Consider the following 19,318-nt stretch of genomic DNA (forward strand, 5'->3'; position numbering starts at 1 on the left):
TAGCGCTATTACTACAAAGCAGCAAACTGCGGATGATTTTACTGTACATTTGCTGTTAACTTGGTACGATCGCGCTCAAACCAAGGGGTGTGCCGCTTTTTATCATTGGCACTGAGAAATTTATACCCTTATTACCTGAAACGGATAATGCCGGCGTAGGGATGGTTGAATTAGCCAACTGATTAGCAAATAACTGTTTGTTAATCGTTTTTACTAGTTTTACTTTTCACCGCTGGTTTTTGTTGTGAGAGTCCAATGAAACTTGTAAAAACGCCTATCGCTATCATGCTATTAAACCTTATCACGCATGCTGCGTACGCTGAATCTTCAGCCACCAATCAAACCGCAGACGAGCAATCAATTGAAGTGATCCAGGTACATTCTGGTTATCGTACGACAAACTTACAAAATACCGCCACTTCTTTATCTGTATTGACCGAGCAAGATATTGCTGTTCGTAACGGACAAAATCTGGAAGAAATTGTTGGTGCAGCGGCGAATGTCAACTTTTCCAGTGGTTCACAGCGGGCGCGATATTATCAAATTCGTGGTATTGGTGAACGCAGCCAGTTTAAGGAACCGATTAACCCTTCGGTTGGCCTTATTATTGATAATATTGATTTTTCCGGCATTGGTAGTATTGCCTCGACTTTTGATATTGCACAAGTCGAGCTATTTCGTGGTCCTCAAGGGACGCAGTTTGGCGCTAATGCACTCGCCGGTTTGATTTATATGTCAAGTCATCAGCCAAGTGATGAATTTGAAGGGGCGATTCGTTTATCTGCGGGAAACTACCATAGTTATAGTGCTGGACTCGCGTTGTCAGGCCCTGCATCTGATAAAGTAAATTACCGCTTTTCTGCCGAGCAATATAGCAGTGATGGTTTTATCACTAATACCTACCTTGACCGCGAAGATACTAATAATCGTGATGAATTAATGTTGCGTGGTAAGTTAGCGATTGAGGCCAGTAAAGAATTAACCATAGATTTAGCGCTTATCCATGCGGATTTTAACAATGGCTATGACGCCTTTTCCTTAGATAATGATCGCAATACATTGTCAGACCAGCCGGGATTTGATGAGCAGCAAACCACAGCGGCCAGCGCTAAACTGATGTACCGCAAATTTAGCGGCTTTGATATTGTTTCTATTTTCAGCCTGATGGATTCGGATCTCGCTTATGGCTATGACGAAGATTGGAGCTATCAGGGCATGCATCCTTATGAGTATTCCTCGACCGATCATTATTTAAGAGATCGCACTAACTACACGGCGGAATTTCGTTTAGTGTCAAATAACCGCAGTCAGTTATTTGCTAACACCACAGATTGGGTGATCGGTGCATATTTTAAACAGGACGATGAAGACTTAACGCGTCGATATACTTATTTAGACGGTGATTTTAGCTCAGATTTTAGCGCAAAAAATTCCGCGGTTTTTGCTCAGCTTGATAGTGAGTTAACTAAAAAAATTACTCTGACATCCGGTGTGCGCGTTGAACAACGTGACAGTGATTATCATAATTCACAAGGGGTGAAATTTTCACCAGATGACTCTATGGTTGGTGGCAAGTTAGTACTTAGTTATCAGGCGGATAAAGATGCCATGATCTATGCTGCGATTAACAAGGGCTATAAATCAGGAAGCGTGAATACCAGTGGTAGCTTAACAAAAGAGCAACGAGTGTTTAAGCCGGAATATTTATGGAATTATGAAGTGGGTTATAAGCGTCAATTACTCAACAATGATGCTTATATTAGAGCGGCTGCATTTTATATGAAACGCGATGATATCCAGATCAGTAGTTATCACTTAGATGAACGTAGCGATGGCAGTAGCGAATTTATCAGTTACTGGGACAACGCGGCTCGTGGTTATAACTACGGCATTGAACTGGAAGCAGCATGGCAGGTGACGCAACAAGCTGAATATTATGCCAGTGTTGGCTTATTAGAAACTGAATTTGAAGGTTATCGTTATGCGAACGGCACTATAGAAAGTGGTCGTGATCAAGCCCATGCGCCACAGTATCAATTTAATATCGGTATCAATTATTATCTTAACGATCAGTGGTATTTTAATGTCAATCTTGATGGCAAAGATAACTTTTATTTTTCCGACAGCCATTCGGAGAAATCCGATAGTTATGTGTTGATGCATGGTTCAATTAGCTACCAGCAGGCTAACTGGCAGCTTAAATTATGGGCGCGGAATATATTTGATAAAGATTACGTGACTCGAGGATTTTACTTTGGAAATGATCCACGAGATGGCTACGACAGCAAAGCGTATTATCAATTAGGTGAACCTGCGGTATTGGGTGCTACCCTTAATTATCAGTTTTAGCATTAATTCATTGAGAGCAGAACATGGATATTTCAATAGAGATCAGCTTGTACCCGCTAGCAGAACAAGAATTCAAGGCAGAAATTTGGGCTTTTATCAAACGACTGAGAGCCGTTGACGGTTTGCAAGTTGTCACTAATGGCATGAGTACTCAAGTTTTTGGTGAATACGATCTGGCGGTGGCTAAGGTGATGACGGAAATTAAGCAGGTCCATCAATCATTAAATGCGGCCGTCTTTGTTTGTAAGTTTATTGGCGGCAACCGTAGCCAGGTGGAAGCAGAGCGTTAATGACTGAAATTGTTCAATACTTTAGCCAGTTACCTTTTTGGGAATGGCTTGCGGTTATTTGTGCATTGCTTTACGTGCTGTTAGCGGCACGAGAAAATATCTGGTGCTGGCCAGCAGCATTGGTCAGTACTTTGATTTACACAGTGATTTTCTATGATGTTTATCTGTGGATGGATAGCCTGTTACAGCTTTACTATCTGGTAATGGCAGTCTATGGCTGGTATTGCTGGCAAGGCCTGACTCAGCTTGATCATCAAGCGGTGCATATTCAGCGCTGGCCGTTACATCGGCATAGTAAAATCATCGCGGCGTTATCAGTGCTTTCTTTGATATTCGGCTGGTTAATGGCTAATTTCACGCCAACAGATTTTCCATATTTGGATTCAGCAACCACCGTATTTGCGGTGTTTGCAACCTATCTGGTGGCGCAAAAAGTACTGGAAAACTGGCTTTACTGGGTGGTTATTGATGCAGTATCTATATACTTGTATCTTGCTAAAGACCTCCAGCCGACAGCGTTGTTATTCGTCTTGTATGTGGTGATGGCTATTTATGGTTATCTGCAATGGTCAGCGAGGTATCAGCAAGGCTTCGCAGGCGATGATGCGGTTGCTTTAAAATGACTGTCGATTGTTGCCATTATGAGCAAGCGATTTTGCAGCTGCCCTGTTTTGATGGGGCAGTCAGCAAGATAAAGAAAATTCCCCAAGGGTTAAGTCATCATTGTTATCTGGTGGAATGTCAAAGCAACTCAATTCAGTACGTGAGGCGATATTTCGTTAAGTATCTAGCTGATCATCAAGTTAGCGCAAGTAATGAAAGTTTATCATTACAGCTTGCTGCTGATGCTGCGATTAGTCCTAAAATTATTTACCTTGATCAACAATGGCTGGTGACTGCTTATATTGATGGTAAAACCTTAGCTTCTTTAAAACTACCACTTGAGGAAAAGATTAAACAAGCGCTGCAGTTAATGTCACATTGTCATCAGCTGACAGCTGATGCTGCGATTAGTAACTTATCGATACGCACCATCATTGAGCGACAAATTGCTCAGCTGCAATTTAACAATGAACAACAGTTACAGTTGAGTCAACTTGCTGACGAACTAGTGAGTTTTACCGAAGCCGAAACTAAAGTGCTGTGTCATGGCGATATCAACTTCTCTAATATTATTGTAGATAGTAAACAAGCCTGGTTACTGGATTTTGAGTGTGCCTTTGTCGGAGCCAGAGAATTTGATTTGGCAATGCTGGTGGCGGTAAATAACCTGCCAAAAGCCAGCGTAGAGTTTGTTATCACTGAATATTGTCAGCGGGCAAACACTAGTATAAAAGAGAGTGAAGTGAATACTTACTTAGCTTGTTGTTATTTAATAAATGGCTTGTGGTATTTGAACCATGCTTGCTCTGCTGATAATAATCAAGAGTATCTATTATTAGCTCATCAGCAGTTACTGCAATTTGATCAATTGGCGATCACCCCAATTTCCTTATTCGAGCTCCTTTGCCACTAACGTATTAGTCGTTATTTTATCTGTATTTTCCTTTAATCATTATTCCTGTTCAGGAAATATATTGTGACATTTATTTATCCACGCGTGGTTAAATTTTCGCCAAAACGCGATATGCTAAATTAAGCTATTGAAATTTCATTACTAAGGATCAGTTATGCAAACAATAAAATTCACCATCGTATCCATATTCTGTATTGTGTTTAGTGCTCAGTTATTTGCTGTGGAAGTGTTTAGTTGCGATAGCGCTGATTGTAAAAGCCAATTTAAGCAATATAAAAAGTTTGCTAAAAATGGCAGCCCAGATGCACAAGAAATTCTAGCTTACCTGTATTTAAATGGTTATGGGGTAGAAGCGGATCCGGGTAAGGCAAGTCGTTGGTTTAAAAAAGCGGCGAATCAAGGACAAACAGGTGCAAAAGCATCTCTAGCTTATATGTATATTCGCGGACAAGGCAAGAAGCAGGATGTTGAACGCGGTATTAATATGCTGGCTGAGCTGGCAAATGATAAAGTCCATCAGGCGGCGTTACAGCTAGGATTATTATTTGCGCAAGGTCAATATATTCAACAGGATTATAAATTAGCCGAGCAATGGTTAATGCAAGCAATAGCCGGCGGAAATCAAAAGGCGATATATTTACTCGGGCTGATTTATGAATATGGCTTAAGCGGGCAAGTTAAACTGGAAGATGCAAAAATGCTGTATCAGCATATAGCTGCTAATAATCAAGAGGCTGCTGCACGTTTACAGTATTTAGCTAATGTCGATAGCACTAAGGCATTAGCAGATGCGAAAATGGTGGATATATTTAATCTATCGAACGATGATCCGGATATTGAGCGTATTGAAGTCGTCAACAATATCGATACGTTTCTAACGGATAATTTGGCTTTTATCGAAAGCCAGGGGATTTATACTTCTTCCAGTACAGGTTCGCGTATTAAGGGAAAACGCTGCAATGACAATGTTAACTGTAAAGCAGCGATTAACGCCCAGGATAAATTCAATATTATCAACTTCTGGCAGGGGTTAAATACTATTAAGCCACACGTGAGAACTGGGGGCTTACAATAATTATTAGTTAAACTGCCATAACCCCAACGACGTCTAATTTACGTCGTTGGTGGCAAAGTTGCTATCAGTGTTATTTGATGCCAATTCATTGCTGAACCTATGATCTGTGACCTTACCCATTTGCAGTAAACTCGGTAAGAAGATCAGGGTAAAGACAGTACTAACACTCATGCCGCCGACAATAACCGCAGCAATGCCCCGGTAAAGTTCGGCGCCGGCACCAGGGATCAGTAACAGCGGTAACATGCCACAAATACTGGTTAAGGTGCTCATAAGAATCGGTCTTAAGCGTAGCCTGACTGCCTGCTGCACTGCATCGTGTCGTGATAAACCTTCGCTTTCACCCATACGGGTTTGATAGACCAGTAATATCGCATTATTGACCACCAGCCCAAGCAAAATAATAAAACCTATCATGGTTAATAAATCCAGCGGTTGGAAGATCACTAGGTTGGTAATTTGTAGTACGGCGATACCACCAACTGTCGCTAATGGAATGGTAAACAGTACCAGTAAACTGTCCTTAAATGAGCGAAATAATGCGGACATTAACAGATAAAGAATGATTAATGCGAGAACGAAACTTTGGCTCATATTAGTGAGCGCTTCTGTCAACGCTTCGGCAGAACCACGATAGCTAATAGCACCATCTTCCGGTAATTGTGCCAATATCGCAGGCTCGGCTTGTTCTTTAATGGTATTGATGGCATCTTCCAAACTCATATTACCTGGCGGTGTTACTTGCAAAGTAATGGTTCTTTTTCTGTCGATGCGTCGAATTGAACTTGGACCTGCAGTACGGACAACATCAACCAGCTCTCCGACCTGTTGTACTCCTGCTTTCGGAGTATAAAGTGGGATTGTTGCTAACTCTTCTGGTGTGTCCCAGTCCGTAGAACGTAAAAAAACATCCAGACGTTTTTGGCCGTTAAAGAAATCACCTACATACAGGCCTGTGCCTAAAGCGCGAGAAATCGTCGATACTTGTTGGCGATTCCAACCCGCTTCGGCAATGCTACGCTCATTCGGGATCATGCGAATTTCAGGTTCCGCTAAGCTAAGTCCCGGAGTCGGTCTGATTTGAGCACCTGGTAATGCCTGACTAACCGCGCCAAAGCCAACTTGGGCGGCAGTTAACAATTGATTGACTTCATTACCCTGAATATCAATATCAATACGACGGCCACCACCTAAGTTACCAAACAATTCTTCTTGCGAGGCAAAGGCAATGGTATCCGGAAATCCTGCCAAGATTTCACTATTAACGATATTGACGATAGTTTTAATATCATCAGAATCTTGGGCACGTCCACCCATAAAACCAAAATTACCAAAGAACCCAAGCCATGAATGCTCTATTTTCGGTGATTTTTCTCCTTTTAAATAAGGCATCAGGCGGCGATTGATTTCATCGCTCATTTCAAAACGTGCTGCCGGATAACTTTGTCCTGGTGGTGGTAATAAAAAGGCATTAAAGGAATTTTGGTTACCTTTCGGTAAATAATCCACTTTCGGGAACATTAAGTAGCTGCCGATAAAAGAGAATAACATTAACCCAAACACCCAGGAGGCACGTTTTGTTGGGGTTGACGTAATATGCATGATCCCTTTAGTGATATTCGACCACCAGTGTTGATGAGGATCTTCTTCTGATACTTGGCTTAATAAGCGTCTGGCCGCGGTTGGTAAAACTGTCACTGCGATTAATAGCGATGCGACAATAGCAACGGCTATGGTGATGGCTAAGTCGGCAAATAGCTGACCGGAAATTTCTTCCAAAAAAGCAATAGGTAAAAATATCGCGACTGTGGTTGCGGTCGAAGATAGCAAGGCGCCCCAGACCTGGCTGGTTCCTTTTAACGACGCTTCGTCAGACTGAGTACCTTTCTCTCGCAAGCGCACTATGTTTTCTAGCACGACTATTGCGGCATCCAGCACCATACCCACCGCAAATGCTAAGCCTGCCATGGAAATAATGTTGAGGGTTCTGCCGGCGCTATACATAACCACTAGCGTGATCACTAAAGAAATTGGAATCGATAGTGCTACGATTAAGGTGGCGCGGAATTTTCTTAAAAACCACCATAATACCGTGATCGCTAACATGATGCCGATGAGCAAGTTGTTTTTTACTAGGCTCATGGAACGGCCGATGTAGACGGTTTCATCATACATCTGGATCAGTTGTAGATTAGCACGCTTTAAAGGCCCATTATTCAGTTCATCAATCGCAGCTTTCAGGCCATCCATTACTTGAATAACGTTGACCCCTTGCTCTGTTTGTACGTTCATTGCAATTGCAGGTTCGCCATCGAGTGTTAGCACACCGGTTCTGTCTGCCAGGGTTAGTTCTACTTTAGCGATATCTTGTAATAATATCGGTTGACCGTCGCGCCAGTCGATAACCATGTTTTGTAATTGTTCAACACCGTATTTGCCGGAAAAACGTAAGGTATATTTACGCCGCCCCACTTCATTGAAACCGCCAGAGGTATCGCTGTTATTCGTTAAGGTGCTGGCAATTTCTGGAATATTAAGACCTAAAGTTGCTGCCTTGTATGGGTCAAAAGTGATGCGTAGCTCAGTTGCTAATCCACCAAAGGCATTGGTTTGTGAAACGCCTTCGACTCGCTCTAAACGAGTTTGAATCACTTCGTCGGTATAGTCCTGATAGCTGACGATATCGTTATTATTCCCTGCCGTTGGTTTTAATGCTAACCAGGCGATAGCATCGAAAGTACTGGCACCGCCTACAGCGATGACAGGCTCTGTTGCATCTGGTGGGTAACTCGGTACCTGATTCAGTGCATTCATAACATCAATTAATGCCCGTTGCAGATTAACTCCAGTTTTATACCTTAAAGTGATACTGCCCTGACCTTGATTGGAGCTTGACTCGAGTAATTCTAAGTTTTGTAATCCTTTTAGAACATCCTCTTGCCGTTCGATAATTTCAGCTTCAATTTCTTCCGGCGCCGCTGCACGCCAGCCGGTGGAAATCACTATCTGAGGCTTGCTGATTTCCGGGGTTAATTGGATTGGTAATTTGAATAAGCTGATCAAACCAAATAGTAAGATCAGTAACACCGCGACAATAACTGCGGTTGGATTTCTAAGGGAGGCAGCAGTTAATGTCATTATCTGTTACTCACTAATGATTTACCGGAAACTAAGGCATCGTTATTGGATTTAATATTAACACTTTGTCCAGAACGTAGACGTTCTGCGCCACGGATAACGACTTTATCACCTGCTTTTATATCACCCATCACTTCCACCAGTTGACCTTCGCTGATACCTAAGGTGACTTCTTTTTGCTGTGCTTTGTTTTCATTATCAATAATAAAAATGCTGGTGGCATTACGACGCAATACCAGAGCATCACGTGGGGTTGCTAGTACTTGTTTACTTTCACCAGTTGCGACTGCCGCTTTAATATCTAAGCCAATTGGCCAGTCAAAAGTCGACATATCAAGGCGTACTTCCATTAAATGTGAACGGGAATCTGAAACCGGAATTATGATTTTAATATCCGCTAAACCTTCACCTAGTGGCGATTTGACTGCTAATTGCTTACTTTGTTTTAAGTAACGATAAGCCGTTAACGGTGCGTAAAGCGCAGCTTCAATATTGGCGGTTTCCACTAAACGAACGATCGCAGTACCGTTATTAACATATTCCCCTTGGTTACTTAAACGTTCAGCGACTATGCCATCAAACGGGGCCTTTAATTGAGTGTATTGGAGATCTTGCTCAATTTGTGCGAGCTTAGCTTTTGCTGCTTCAACATTTGCTTTGGCAATATTGAAATTGGCAATACTTTGTTCTAGCTCTTTATTCGAGATAAGTTTTTGCTTAACCAGGGATTTTTTTCTTTTTACTTCGGAAGATTCAAATGCCAGTTTCGCTTCGGCATTTGCGACCAATGCACTTTCTTCATTCCGTTTTAGCAAGAGCGGACGGTCGTCAAGCTGGGCGATCACTTGGTCTTTTTTCACTTGAGTGCCTAAATCGACTAGGCTGATTAGGCGACCGGAGACATCGGCGGCAATTTTAGAATTATTACGACTGACAATTGAGCCAGAAACCCAGGCAACCGGGGATAAGGTGGTCTCAACGATAGTAGCTACATTAACATTGGCTGCTGGCCCTTGCTGTGCAGTGGCGTTGTTCATAGAAAGGGCGAAAGTAACGATAGCAATACTGGTACGGAATAATTTCATAGTTTTACTTCATGATCCTTTAAAAGCTAACTTATAAGTGTATGCTAACTTTGAGAAAACTTCTTGATTAATAATATCTGAATATGAACCGTTTGGACGAAGATTTATTTCAATGTTATTACGGTTCTTAGTAACAAAATGCGACAGCGAGCGCCGAAAGGCAACAGGGTTACGACGGCTCGCTTATTTTTTCCGATGAGTGGCTGTTATTGTTATTTACGGGCGGCGAAATAGGTCGCAGCATGGCTGAGTAGCTCTATCAGAACATTAACATTATCAGTAACTTGCTGTGAGACCCTCGATGGGAATAATTGTTCAAGTTTATCTAAGTTATCGTATTGTGTATGCCAGATTTTACCCCATTGGCTTTCGGTTTCCCGATCACAAGCGCTCTGAGTTTTGCTGTTATAACAATCCCAAAGTGCCGGATTGGTTGATTGCGAATAACCATCAAAGCCGTCCTTACCGTTAATGGTAAAGTTGGTTGATTCGACATAGGCAATTGGAATACCGGCACAGGCAAATGGTGCATGATCTGACCAAGCGCCGGTGACGCCCGCAGGATAACCTGGATACTCAGGGTGGATGATGTATTGTTTTTTGCTGCCTAAGACTTTTGTTGAAGCATTTAATAATGCTGCTCTAATTTGAGTATCAGCATTGTAACTGTCTTGGGCATCAGAACACTTATATGGTTTGGTGTGAGCACTATGGACATAAACAAAATCACCACCTGCGATAGTGTCAAAATTGATCATTGCACTGATTTGTCCAATTTCATCGGCAGCGTTTTTTAGCTGTTGGACATAATAGTTAGAACCTTTTAATCCTTGTTCTTCCGCGCCAAAGGCGATGAAGCGGATGTTATAATCCTGTGGTGGCTGGTCGTGTATTGCTTTGGCGATTGCCAGCATTGCCGCTACACCGGCGCCGTTATCTGTAGCCCCTAGTGAGCCTTCTTTTGCTCCGGTGGAGTCATAATGGGCGGCAAGAATAATTGTTTGCTTAAGTTTTGGATTGCTATTAACAATAAGGTTTTTCGACACTTTATCGTTATCAAAATTAAAGCTTTGTTCAGTGACCAGATAGCCGATGTTGTTCAATGTTTTGCTAATAAAGTCGGCGGTTTGTTGCTCTTTAGCTGTACCGGCAACGCGGGCACCAATACCTGATTGTTGATCGGCCAGCTGCTTGAGGTAATGATTTGCCAGTGCATGATAGGAAGTGGTTTTGGCTTGAGCTAGTGCGCTCAGCAGGGCCAGAAAAATAATCGCTAGTCTTATCACAATATTTTATGCTCTTTTTTGTTATAGTGGCTTGATATGGAAATTAACTAAGATTATATGATGAAATCATCTATTTATGCAGCGCTATTTTTACTGCTGCTTATTGCCAATAGTTACGCGGTTAGCTGTCCTGATTATTTGGATGTCAGTTTTAAAAAGTTACATTCGAGTCAGTCGGTTGATTTATGTCAGTTAACGCAGGGGAAACCGGTATTAATAGTGAATACTGCGAGTCATTGCGGCTATACTCCTCACTTTAAAGAGCTTGAAGCGATTCATCAAAAATATCATTCGCAAGGACTGGTGGTGATTGGTTTTCCTTCGGATGATTTTTTTCAGGAAGAGGATGATGAAGCGAAAACTGCGGAGATTTGTTTTATTAATTACGGTGTCACTTTTACTATGCTAACGCCAACTGCGGTATGGGGCGGTGACGTGAATAGTGTCTTTAAATTTTTAGCAGAAAAATCTACGTCACCTAAATGGAATTTTTACAAGTATCTGATCGATGGTAAAGGGCAGCAAGTGCAGGTGTTTAGCCCGCGAGTGGCGCCAGACGATGAACGTTTTATTTCCGCGATAGAATCGCTAGTTGTGAAAAAATAGTCATTATATGTTTAGTCGAACAATTTTCTTATGGTTAGCGTTAACCTCATTTTCTTCAATAGCTCAATTTGTGTTAGAGCCGCAGCCGGCTATTAATGGTCAGTGGCAGGTTAATTTATCGGATCTTTGCCAGGTTGCTAAAAACACTCAGACCTATATTGAGGTATTTCCAGAGGATGAGTTTGCCGTTCACGCCGGTAAAGGCTTATTTAAAGGGGTTGATCTGCAACGTGTGCAGCAAACCTTGGCGTTTGTTTGCCAGCTACAACAGCAAAATATTCAATTAACTGCCGAATACCTGATTGAACATTTTGATTTTTATCGTTGGCTGCCGGATAAGCAACAAGCGGATCATCTTGCAGCGCACAGTAATAATAAGGTCAAAAAACGCCTGTTAACGAATATTCCTGAGCAGCAGATTTTCTTGACTAAATATTACACTAAGCTATTGACAGGGAACGATAAAAAAACAGCGAAATACAATCAGGCGCTATATCGTTTGCCGTATGATGAACACGGGTTAACTCTGGAACAAGCTGAGCAGCAAAAAGCGCAGTTAACCCGATATAAATATACTCGTCAGCAAATATTAACGGGTGTGCTAGAACAAAAAAAGCTGGCAAAGCCTTTAATTTGGGTTTCTGAAGAAGCATTGCATGATGTGCTATTACAAGGAACAGGGGTAGTGGAAGTTAACGATACTCGTCGCTATTTTAACGTCCATCGTAATAATGATATTGCCTATGATTACACCTTAGGTAAGAGAGAGCAGGCACGCTATTGGTATTTTGCCGAAGTCAGCAGTATTTTAGGTTATGGAAAAACGCTGGCTAGTAAAATACCCGTTAAAGAAAACGTGACATTTGCTGGTAATGTTGCTCAGCTTGGTCTTGGGAAACTGTTTTTAATTAATTATAATGTTGGCGAGCAGAAAATTAATCAACTCGGGGTGCTGGCCGATCAAGGTGGAGCCTTTGATAATAATTTGTTTCAGCTCGATTTTTTGCGGGGCAGTTATCGTGGCTGGTCTGATTATTACCAGGCGAATAAGCACTTACCTGATTATGCTAATGCCTGGTTGTTATTGCGTAAATGATTTAACGGGTTAGTGATTAACTGCATCGGCTTGTGAGGGCGTATCTGGCTTTTGTTGCGGTAATGAATCAGGTTGATATTGTAGTGGCGCCTGTTGCAATATTTCCCTTAGCTTCGTTATGTCTTCATCACGCATCGCGTCGGTGAGCTGATCGAGAATAGCCTTAACTTCCGGCCAGGTTAATGAATGTTCATTTGCCGTCAGTATGCGTTGGTGTTGAGTCGATTGGGCATCGGCGTCTATTAATAGTTCTTCATAAAGCTTTTCCCCTGGACGCAGGCCGGTATAGACGATTTCAATATCACCATCAGGATGAGTATCACTTTTAACCGTTAAGCCCATTAAATGGGTCATATTGAGTGCTAAATCGACAATTTTTACCGGCTCGCCCATATCAAGGACAAATACATCACCACCGGTGCCCATTGCACCGGCCTGGATCACTAACTGAGCTGCTTCCGGGATGGTCATAAAGTAGCGGATAATGTCGGGATGAGTAATGGTTATTGGTCCGCCGGCTTTTATCTGGCGTTTAAATAACGGCACAACGGAACCGGATGAACCTAAGACATTGCCAAAACGTACCATAACAAAGCGGGTGTTATGATCTCTAGGAGCCAAAGATTGCAGGATTAATTCCGCTAGACGTTTAGTTGCACCCATGACATTGGTTGGCCTTACTGCTTTATCTGTTGAGATCAAGACAAAAGTTTCTACTCCGCAGTAGATCGCTGCCTGCGCAATTTCATAAGTGCCAAGGACATTATTGGAAATACCCGCTATAACATTATTTTCTACTAGTGGGACATGTTTATAAGCTGCGGCATGATAGATGGTCTGTACATTTTCGCTATGAAAGATCGAGGTCATCAAAATACCATTTTGCACGTTACCGATCAGCGGCACCAGCGGGATAGCAAGATGATGTTCTTTAAGGTAAACCGTTAGTTCCTGATTAATTTCATAAAGCAAGGCTTCACTGACATCGAGTAGCACTAGCTTGGCCGGATGTTGATGGATAATTTGCCGACACAATTCTTTACCGATAGAGCCACCAGCGCCTGAAACCATTACCACTTTATTCCTGATATTCGCACCTAACAATTGAGGGTCGGGAGCGACAGGCTCTCGTCCTAGTAGTTCATCAACCGACACTTCTCTGAACTGGTCTATTTTACGCTTGCCTGAAACGATATCTGCCATATTGGGAATGGTTAATAATTCCAGCGCATAAGGTTCTAACCCAGCAATGATTTCCTGCATGCGATTTTTATTGAGCTTTGAAACTGCAATTAAGATCTTGAACTGGCCGTATCGTTTAATGAGTTTACTAATATGCTTTGGCGGATAAATGTTAATGCCAAGTAACTCACGATTATGATAATGACTCTTTTGGTCAATAAAGGCTAATGGTTGGTATTGATTGCCCAGTAATAAGGTATTTGCCAGTTGCTGTCCGGTATTACCGGCACCGTATATCACTACGCCTTCTCGCTCGTCAAACCACTTTTTACCAGTGATTACTCCTACTAATGATCTGGCACCAGCGATAAAAAAACAGGCTATGGTAAAAAATACTATTGGAACTGAACGTGGTACAAAAGCACCATATAGGTGACCTGCGAGGTAGAAAATACCCGTAGCAATGATTAATAATCCGGCAATTTTCAATGTCGCTTTGGCATTAAAATAACGAACTACACTGCGATAGGTACCAGCAAAATAAAACAGCAACATGGTGCTTAAAGTTACCGTTGCCAGTACCGAGGCTTCTGCGGCAGAAATTTCGATATGAGAAGCACCGAGTCGCAAAAAATAAGCGAGAAAGAATGCCAGCGCTAGCGCTATCACGTCATAAGTTAATGCCAGCATTAGCTTTAATGAGCTTGGCATTAAATCTATCCTGCGGATCATACTAGAGCACCTTGTAATAATTTAATAATTGTCATAGTCGCTAGTTAATCGTTGATGTCTTTGATGGTGCGCAACGTTGTGGTGAGCTTTTCGCTCATTAACGCCATTTCCTCAGCAGTTAAACTGGGATGTACTAAAAACATTAAGCTGGTGTCACCTAGTTGTTTGGCATTTGCTAATGATTTTGCAGGTTTATAGGGCGTATCATTAAAGGCTTTTTCCAGATACACTTCTGAACAGCTGCCGGAATAACAGGGCACTCCTGCCTGATTAAGTGCATCGATAACTTTATCTCTTGTCCAGTTTTCAGGTAACAGTTCCGGTTTAATAAAGGTATAGCATTTATAAAAAGCATGCTCTAAGTATTCAGGAATTGTTGGAATGCGGATAAAAGGAAACTCTTGGCAGGCTTTAAAAAGCCGTTTAGCATTCGTCTGACGTTGTTGATGCCATTCGGGCATCCGCTGAACCTGAATTCGGCCAATAGCCGACTGCATTTCAGTTAATCGCCAGTTGGTACCAAAGGACTCATGCAACCAGCGATAGCCAGGGGGATGTTGCTTTTCATAAACCGCAGCGTAAGATTTTCCGTGATCTTTAAATGCCCAAGCGGTACGCCAAATTGTTTCGCTGTTGGTGGTTAACATGCCGCCTTCGCCACCTGTGGTCATGATTTTATCCTGACAAAATGACCAGGCACCGATATCACCGATACTGCCAACACTGCGACCTTTATATTTAGCGCCGTGAGCCTGTGCACAATCTTCAATGACGTAGAGCTGGTGTTGCTTCGCCAGTGCCATTATTTCATCCATTTCACAAGGCCAGCCAGCGAGGTGAACGCAAATGATAGCTTTAGTTCGCTCGGTTAATACCGTTTGTATTGTGTTGGCACTGATGTTTTGACTATCAAGTTCAACATCTGCAAAAACAGGTGTCGCGCCGCAATTAATGATGGAGCTAACTGAGGCAATAAAGGTACGAGAGGTGACGATAACTTCATCCCCAGCAGCTATATTAAGGCTTTTCAATGCTAAGTCTAATGCCAGCGTACCATTTGCTACAGCGACAGCGTATTGACAGTCACTAAAATGGGCAAATTCTTGTTCAAATTGCCTGCCTTGTTGGCCGGTCCAATAATTAACTCGGTTAGAACGTAATACCTCGGCAACAGCGCTGACTTCTTGTTCAGAAAAACTTGGCCAGGGAGAAAATTCAGTATTTAGCACATTAATGCCTTAATTGATTATGATTAAATATCTTTGATACGTCTTGCCGGTACACCTACGTATAAACCATTGGCTTCAGTATCTTTTGTCACCGCCGCACCGGCACCTATTTGAGTATTGTCGGCTATGCAAATTGCTTGTACGCTGCTGCTGCTAACGCCAAACCAGGAGCATTGACCAACTTTTACGCTTCCGGCTAAATGTGCGCCAGGGGAAATATGCACGGCGTCGGCTAACTGACAGTCGTGATCGACACTGGCGGAAGTGTTGATAATACAGGCATTGCCAATTTTACTACCAGGATTTATCACGGCATTGGCAAAAACAACATTACCTTTGCCCAGTTCACTATGGCTGCTGATTATCGCGGCAGGATGAATAATATTGGGTAAATGAACGTTAGCTTCATCCAGTGCACGATATAGGGCTAGTCTTGCCTGGTTATTACCGATCGCCAGTGCGAAGCTATATTCGTCTTTAAAGCTTTTCCAGGTCGAGGATTTTTCGATTATTGGCCAGGCTAGATTCTGTTCTCGCTCCGGGTAACTGTCATCTAGAAAGGCTATTTCACAGTATTGTCGGCTTGCTTCGGCGCAATCTGCAATGACTCGGCCGTGTCCACCGGCACCAATAATTAATAATTTACTCATCATTATTCCCCGTAAATTTTGCCATGGTTACTTCACCATCAGCATTAATATCGGCTTTTTGAAATACTTTTTTTATCGTTAAAAACAGTATATTAATATCAAGCCATAATGATTGATTATCAACGTACCAGGTGTCTAGTTCAAATTTTTCTTGCCAGCTGATGGCATTTCGGCCGTTAACCTGTGCCCAGCCGGTAATACCTGGGCGGACATCATGGCGACGGGCTTGCTCCTTGGAATATAGAGGCAAATATTCTTCAAGTAAGGGTCTTGGACCCACTAAGCTCATATCGCCTTTAATAACACACCAAAGACTGGGGAGTTCATCTAAACTGGTGGCCCTGAGCTTCTTGCCAAATGAAGTTAAACGTTCACTGTCTGGTAACAGTTTGCCATCGGTGTCTTTAGCGTCTGTCATTGAGCGAAACTTGAATAACTTAAATAGTTTACCATCTCTGCCAGGACGCTGTTGTACAAATAATACCGGTGAGCCTAGCTTTATTCTGATCACTAAGGCTAACAATGCTAGTGGTATGGCTAACAGTATTAAGGCGGTTAACGTCAGGATGAGGTCACATAATCGTTTAACCATCTATTGCTTGCCTCTTCCCGCCAATATCTGCTGATAAAACGCCAGTACTTGCTTGGCATTATCTTTAACATTCATGACTTGCTGCACTTTTTGATAGGCATTTTCTACCATGGCCTGGCGATTCCCGGGATTCTCGATCGCCTCGATGATTTTCTCAGCAAGCGATTGTGGGTTTTTAGCCTGGGCTAAATAACCGGTTTCGCCATCTGTCACCAGGTCTGTAAAGCCGCCGACCTTAGTAGTTAGAGTTGGCACTTTAGCATACATAGATTCTACCGCTCCGCCGACATTTTCCGAATGCGAAGGGTGCACCGCCAGATCAAACTGAGGGTAGAGCTCGGCGACATCATTGCGGGTTCCCAGGAAAATACAAGTATTGCCAAGTTTTTGTTGTGCATAGTGTTTCACTGATTGAAAATAGTGCTCGGTATTGCCCCAGGGGCCGCCGACAAAAATGCATTTCACCCTTGGATATCGATGGCGGACAATTGCTAGAGCATCAATTAAATCTTCATGGCCCTTAAGGCCGCGTTTCTGTCCTAGATAGCGCTTGGGAGCATAGAAATAGGCGACCATGCCGATAAGAAAATCTTCGTTGTCTATGGCTAACTCTGTTTTTAAGGTATTGGCTGCACTGGACGTAAATTGAAAGTCTTGCTCGTTAACGCCGTAATAAGCAAGGCCAATCCGTTCATGCTTTATACCTAATTGCTGATACTTTTTTTCAGTCCATAGACAGGAGGCGAGCCAGTGGTCATTTTTACCAGCAGAATAAATATCCAGATGTCGAAACAGCCAGTGCTCAAGATGCAAGGGGCCAGGTACATGAAAAATACGTGGAATATCAATGCCAACTAGTGCGAAGCGCATTAATAAAGTCGTAGCGACAAAATGGCTGTGAATAATATCAGGCTTGATTTGCTTAACTAACGCCCTGAGTTTTTTAGCACGCGTTATGTTTAACCAAGGTTTACTGATGGCTAATGACGGATCAAATTGATAAACAATCACCCCTGCTTGTTGGTATTTGTCCACCATAGGGCCTTTAGGAAGTACTATATGTACTTCGACGCCGAGTTTGATTAACTCAGTTGTCTGTCTCAGAGCCCAACTGGCGCCAATTGCCGTTTTTAGTAAATGGAGTACTTTCACTTCGTCTACCTTAAAAGTGATTGATACATATGTAGACGTCTATTTGCCAGTATATCGTCGTCATAATCTAGTGCTTTATGGTAATTCTGTAGTGAAAGTGACATTAACTGTGCTTGTTTCATCTGACTAATTTGGGTGATTTTTTCTATAAGCTGCGCAATATTGTCGCGCTCAATAATATATTCAGGCGCTAATAATTCATTGACGCCGCCGACGTTAGTGGCCACACAAATCAGTGAACGCGCCATTGCCTCGATCACAACGCGTGGTAACCCTTCCTGACGAGAACTTAAGATAAAAATGTCATGACTATCTAAATATTGATGTATTTGCTCTCGTTCGCTGACATTACCAATAAAATCAACATATTGACTTATTTTTAAATCGTCTGCTAATTGTCGCATTGAATTGAGTAGTTGGCCACCACCAATCCAGCTTAAGTGAACATTCAATCCTTGCTGTTGCATCTGCGCAACCGACAGCAACATAAAGTCACAACCTTTATATGGCTGTGATAGGTTACCAATACATAGTAATTTAATTGCTTTACTTAACGAGTATGAGGTTCGCTGAAAATAATCGCTATCACTGAGTTGAATCGATGAGTAATGAGTTTGAAATGCGTTTTCGTTTGCTGGGTATTTACGTTGCAATGCTTCTTTTGTGACATAGGATATTGCACTGGCATGACGACATTGCCAGCGTAACATTTTGATAAAAGCCCAGCGAATCACTGGCCGTAGGCGGCTGGAGCTGGCATTATTTGAAAAGGTATCTGCCGGATCGCCAACCACTTCAGCACCATAATTTGCTTTTACCGGCATGGCAAATACTCGATACAGCAGTGATAACACACCCGGAATACGAAAGAGCACCTTGCGCTTTTGATAGCGTTTTGCAACCAGCGTGTGAATTAATTTTGGCAGAGTGAGCAAAAAGCTTTTAAGACCAAGGTAATAAGGCAGGGGGCAAAATTCAACTCGATCACCATTCACCTGATGCCAGTTCTCTTTTCCTTGTTTTACCTGCTGCACCCGAGCGACTATATTAACCTGCTGAAAAACGGTTAAGTAGCGAGTCCAAAAATCATAGGCAAAAGCATTCTCTGTCCAATAGTTACCATCTGGTGTTTGGTAAAAGCGCTGTTCGATGACGACGTCTAATTGCATGTTAACTCTCGGGAAAGATATTAAATTATTCTTTTAGTGAAATTCAGAGCTGACATTAACATTCATGAAGATGAATCCATCTTGTACATCAGTCTAGGAAATAATTGCATGATTAACTACTTGTTTATAGCTTTTATGGTATGTACTCTTGGCGCTAAAGACAATTAAAAC

16 protein-coding genes and 1 riboswitch are annotated in these 19,318 nt (G+C 42.3%); of the genes, 7 read left to right on the plus strand and 9 right to left on the minus strand.

The genetic code is table 11. The annotated features are described in order from the left end of the window. The first annotated feature begins 73 nt into the window (after positions 1-73). Positions 74-179: riboswitch (TPP riboswitch) on the plus strand. A 76-nt stretch (positions 180-255) separates the two neighbouring features. From QQK06_RS10660 to QQK06_RS10680, 5 genes are all read left to right on the plus strand, one after another. Beyond that, positions 256-2,349: a TonB-dependent receptor gene (locus tag QQK06_RS10660; protein ID WP_284244644.1), complete on the plus strand. Its 2,094-nt coding sequence runs from the start codon at positions 256-258 to the stop codon at positions 2,347-2,349. Positions 2,350-2,372: 23 nt separating this feature from the next. Next, positions 2,373-2,639 (plus strand): hypothetical protein, encoded by a 267-nt coding sequence (locus tag QQK06_RS10665; protein WP_284244645.1) that lies wholly within the window; start codon positions 2,373-2,375, stop codon positions 2,637-2,639. Then, complete coding sequence (pnuC, locus tag QQK06_RS10670) at positions 2,639-3,262, plus strand: nicotinamide riboside transporter PnuC (protein ID WP_284244646.1); 624 nt, start codon at positions 2,639-2,641, stop codon at positions 3,260-3,262. The genes QQK06_RS10665 and pnuC overlap by 1 nt, the downstream gene beginning before the upstream one ends. Beyond that, complete coding sequence (locus QQK06_RS10675; RefSeq protein ID WP_284244647.1) at positions 3,259-4,155, plus strand: choline/ethanolamine kinase family protein; 897 nt, start codon at positions 3,259-3,261, stop codon at positions 4,153-4,155. The genes pnuC and QQK06_RS10675 overlap by 4 nt, the downstream gene beginning before the upstream one ends. Positions 4,156-4,309: 154 nt before the next feature. After that, a complete protein-coding gene (locus tag QQK06_RS10680; protein ID WP_284244648.1) occupies positions 4,310-5,230 on the plus strand; it encodes a tetratricopeptide repeat protein in 921 nt (306 codons plus the stop codon). A gap of 33 nt (positions 5,231-5,263) precedes the next feature. Here the strand turns inward: QQK06_RS10680 and QQK06_RS10685 are convergent, their stop codons facing one another. The 3 genes from QQK06_RS10685 to QQK06_RS10695 all read right to left on the minus strand — a co-directional run bounded on the left by QQK06_RS10685 (position 5,264) and on the right by QQK06_RS10695 (position 10,739). Continuing rightward, positions 5,264-8,368 carry an efflux RND transporter permease subunit gene (locus QQK06_RS10685; RefSeq protein WP_284244649.1) on the minus strand — a complete coding sequence of 1,035 codons (3,105 nt, stop codon included), beginning with the start codon at positions 8,366-8,368 and terminating at the stop codon, positions 5,264-5,266. Continuing rightward, positions 8,368-9,453, minus strand: a complete 1,086-nt coding sequence (locus QQK06_RS10690) for an efflux RND transporter periplasmic adaptor subunit (RefSeq protein ID WP_284244650.1) — start codon at positions 9,451-9,453, stop codon at positions 8,368-8,370. Before QQK06_RS10690 ends, QQK06_RS10685 begins: the two co-directional genes overlap by 1 nt. A gap of 212 nt (positions 9,454-9,665) precedes the next feature. Beyond that, a complete protein-coding gene (locus QQK06_RS10695) occupies positions 9,666-10,739 on the minus strand; it encodes a M28 family metallopeptidase (RefSeq protein WP_284244651.1) in 1,074 nt (357 codons plus the stop codon). A 57-nt stretch (positions 10,740-10,796) separates the two neighbouring features. Here QQK06_RS10695 and QQK06_RS10700 point away from each other — a divergent pair, with 57 nt between their 5' ends. Together QQK06_RS10700 and QQK06_RS10705 are read left to right on the plus strand one after the other, a co-directional pair. Then, a complete protein-coding gene (locus tag QQK06_RS10700) occupies positions 10,797-11,345 on the plus strand; it encodes a glutathione peroxidase (RefSeq protein ID WP_284244652.1) in 549 nt (182 codons plus the stop codon). Positions 11,346-11,352: 7 nt separating this feature from the next. After that, positions 11,353-12,441 (plus strand): MltA domain-containing protein, encoded by a 1,089-nt coding sequence (locus tag QQK06_RS10705; RefSeq protein ID WP_284244653.1) that lies wholly within the window; start codon positions 11,353-11,355, stop codon positions 12,439-12,441. Between the two features lie 9 nt (positions 12,442-12,450). Here the strand turns inward: QQK06_RS10705 and QQK06_RS10710 are convergent, their stop codons facing one another. Genes QQK06_RS10710 through QQK06_RS10735 form a run of 6 tightly spaced genes read right to left on the minus strand, consistent with a single transcriptional unit; the run spans position 12,451 to position 19,147 of the window. Next, positions 12,451-14,355 carry a nucleoside-diphosphate sugar epimerase/dehydratase gene (locus QQK06_RS10710; RefSeq protein WP_284244654.1) on the minus strand — a complete coding sequence of 635 codons (1,905 nt, stop codon included), beginning with the start codon at positions 14,353-14,355 and terminating at the stop codon, positions 12,451-12,453. 44 nt (positions 14,356-14,399) lie between these two features. Then, positions 14,400-15,584 carry a DegT/DnrJ/EryC1/StrS family aminotransferase gene (locus QQK06_RS10715; protein WP_284244655.1) on the minus strand — a complete coding sequence of 395 codons (1,185 nt, stop codon included), beginning with the start codon at positions 15,582-15,584 and terminating at the stop codon, positions 14,400-14,402. A gap of 23 nt (positions 15,585-15,607) precedes the next feature. After that, on the minus strand, positions 15,608-16,234 hold the full coding sequence (locus tag QQK06_RS10720) for an acetyltransferase (protein ID WP_284244656.1): 627 nt from the start codon (positions 16,232-16,234) through the stop codon (positions 15,608-15,610). Next, entirely contained in the window at positions 16,227-16,826 is a 600-nt protein-coding gene (locus QQK06_RS10725) for a sugar transferase (RefSeq protein WP_284244657.1), read from the minus strand. The genes QQK06_RS10720 and QQK06_RS10725 overlap by 8 nt, the downstream gene beginning before the upstream one ends. After that, positions 16,827-17,978, minus strand: coding sequence for a glycosyltransferase family 4 protein (locus tag QQK06_RS10730; RefSeq protein ID WP_284244658.1), 1,152 nt, complete (start codon positions 17,976-17,978; stop codon positions 16,827-16,829). It lies immediately after the preceding gene. Positions 17,979-17,983: 5 nt separating this feature from the next. Beyond that, on the minus strand, positions 17,984-19,147 hold the full coding sequence (locus tag QQK06_RS10735; protein WP_284244659.1) for a glycosyltransferase: 1,164 nt from the start codon (positions 19,145-19,147) through the stop codon (positions 17,984-17,986). Between the last annotated feature and the right edge of the window lie 171 nt (positions 19,148-19,318).

Origin of the sequence: Thalassotalea insulae (genome assembly GCF_030161395.1) — a bacterium.
Taxonomy (GTDB): Bacteria; Pseudomonadota; Gammaproteobacteria; order Enterobacterales; family Alteromonadaceae; genus Thalassotalea_E; species Thalassotalea_E insulae.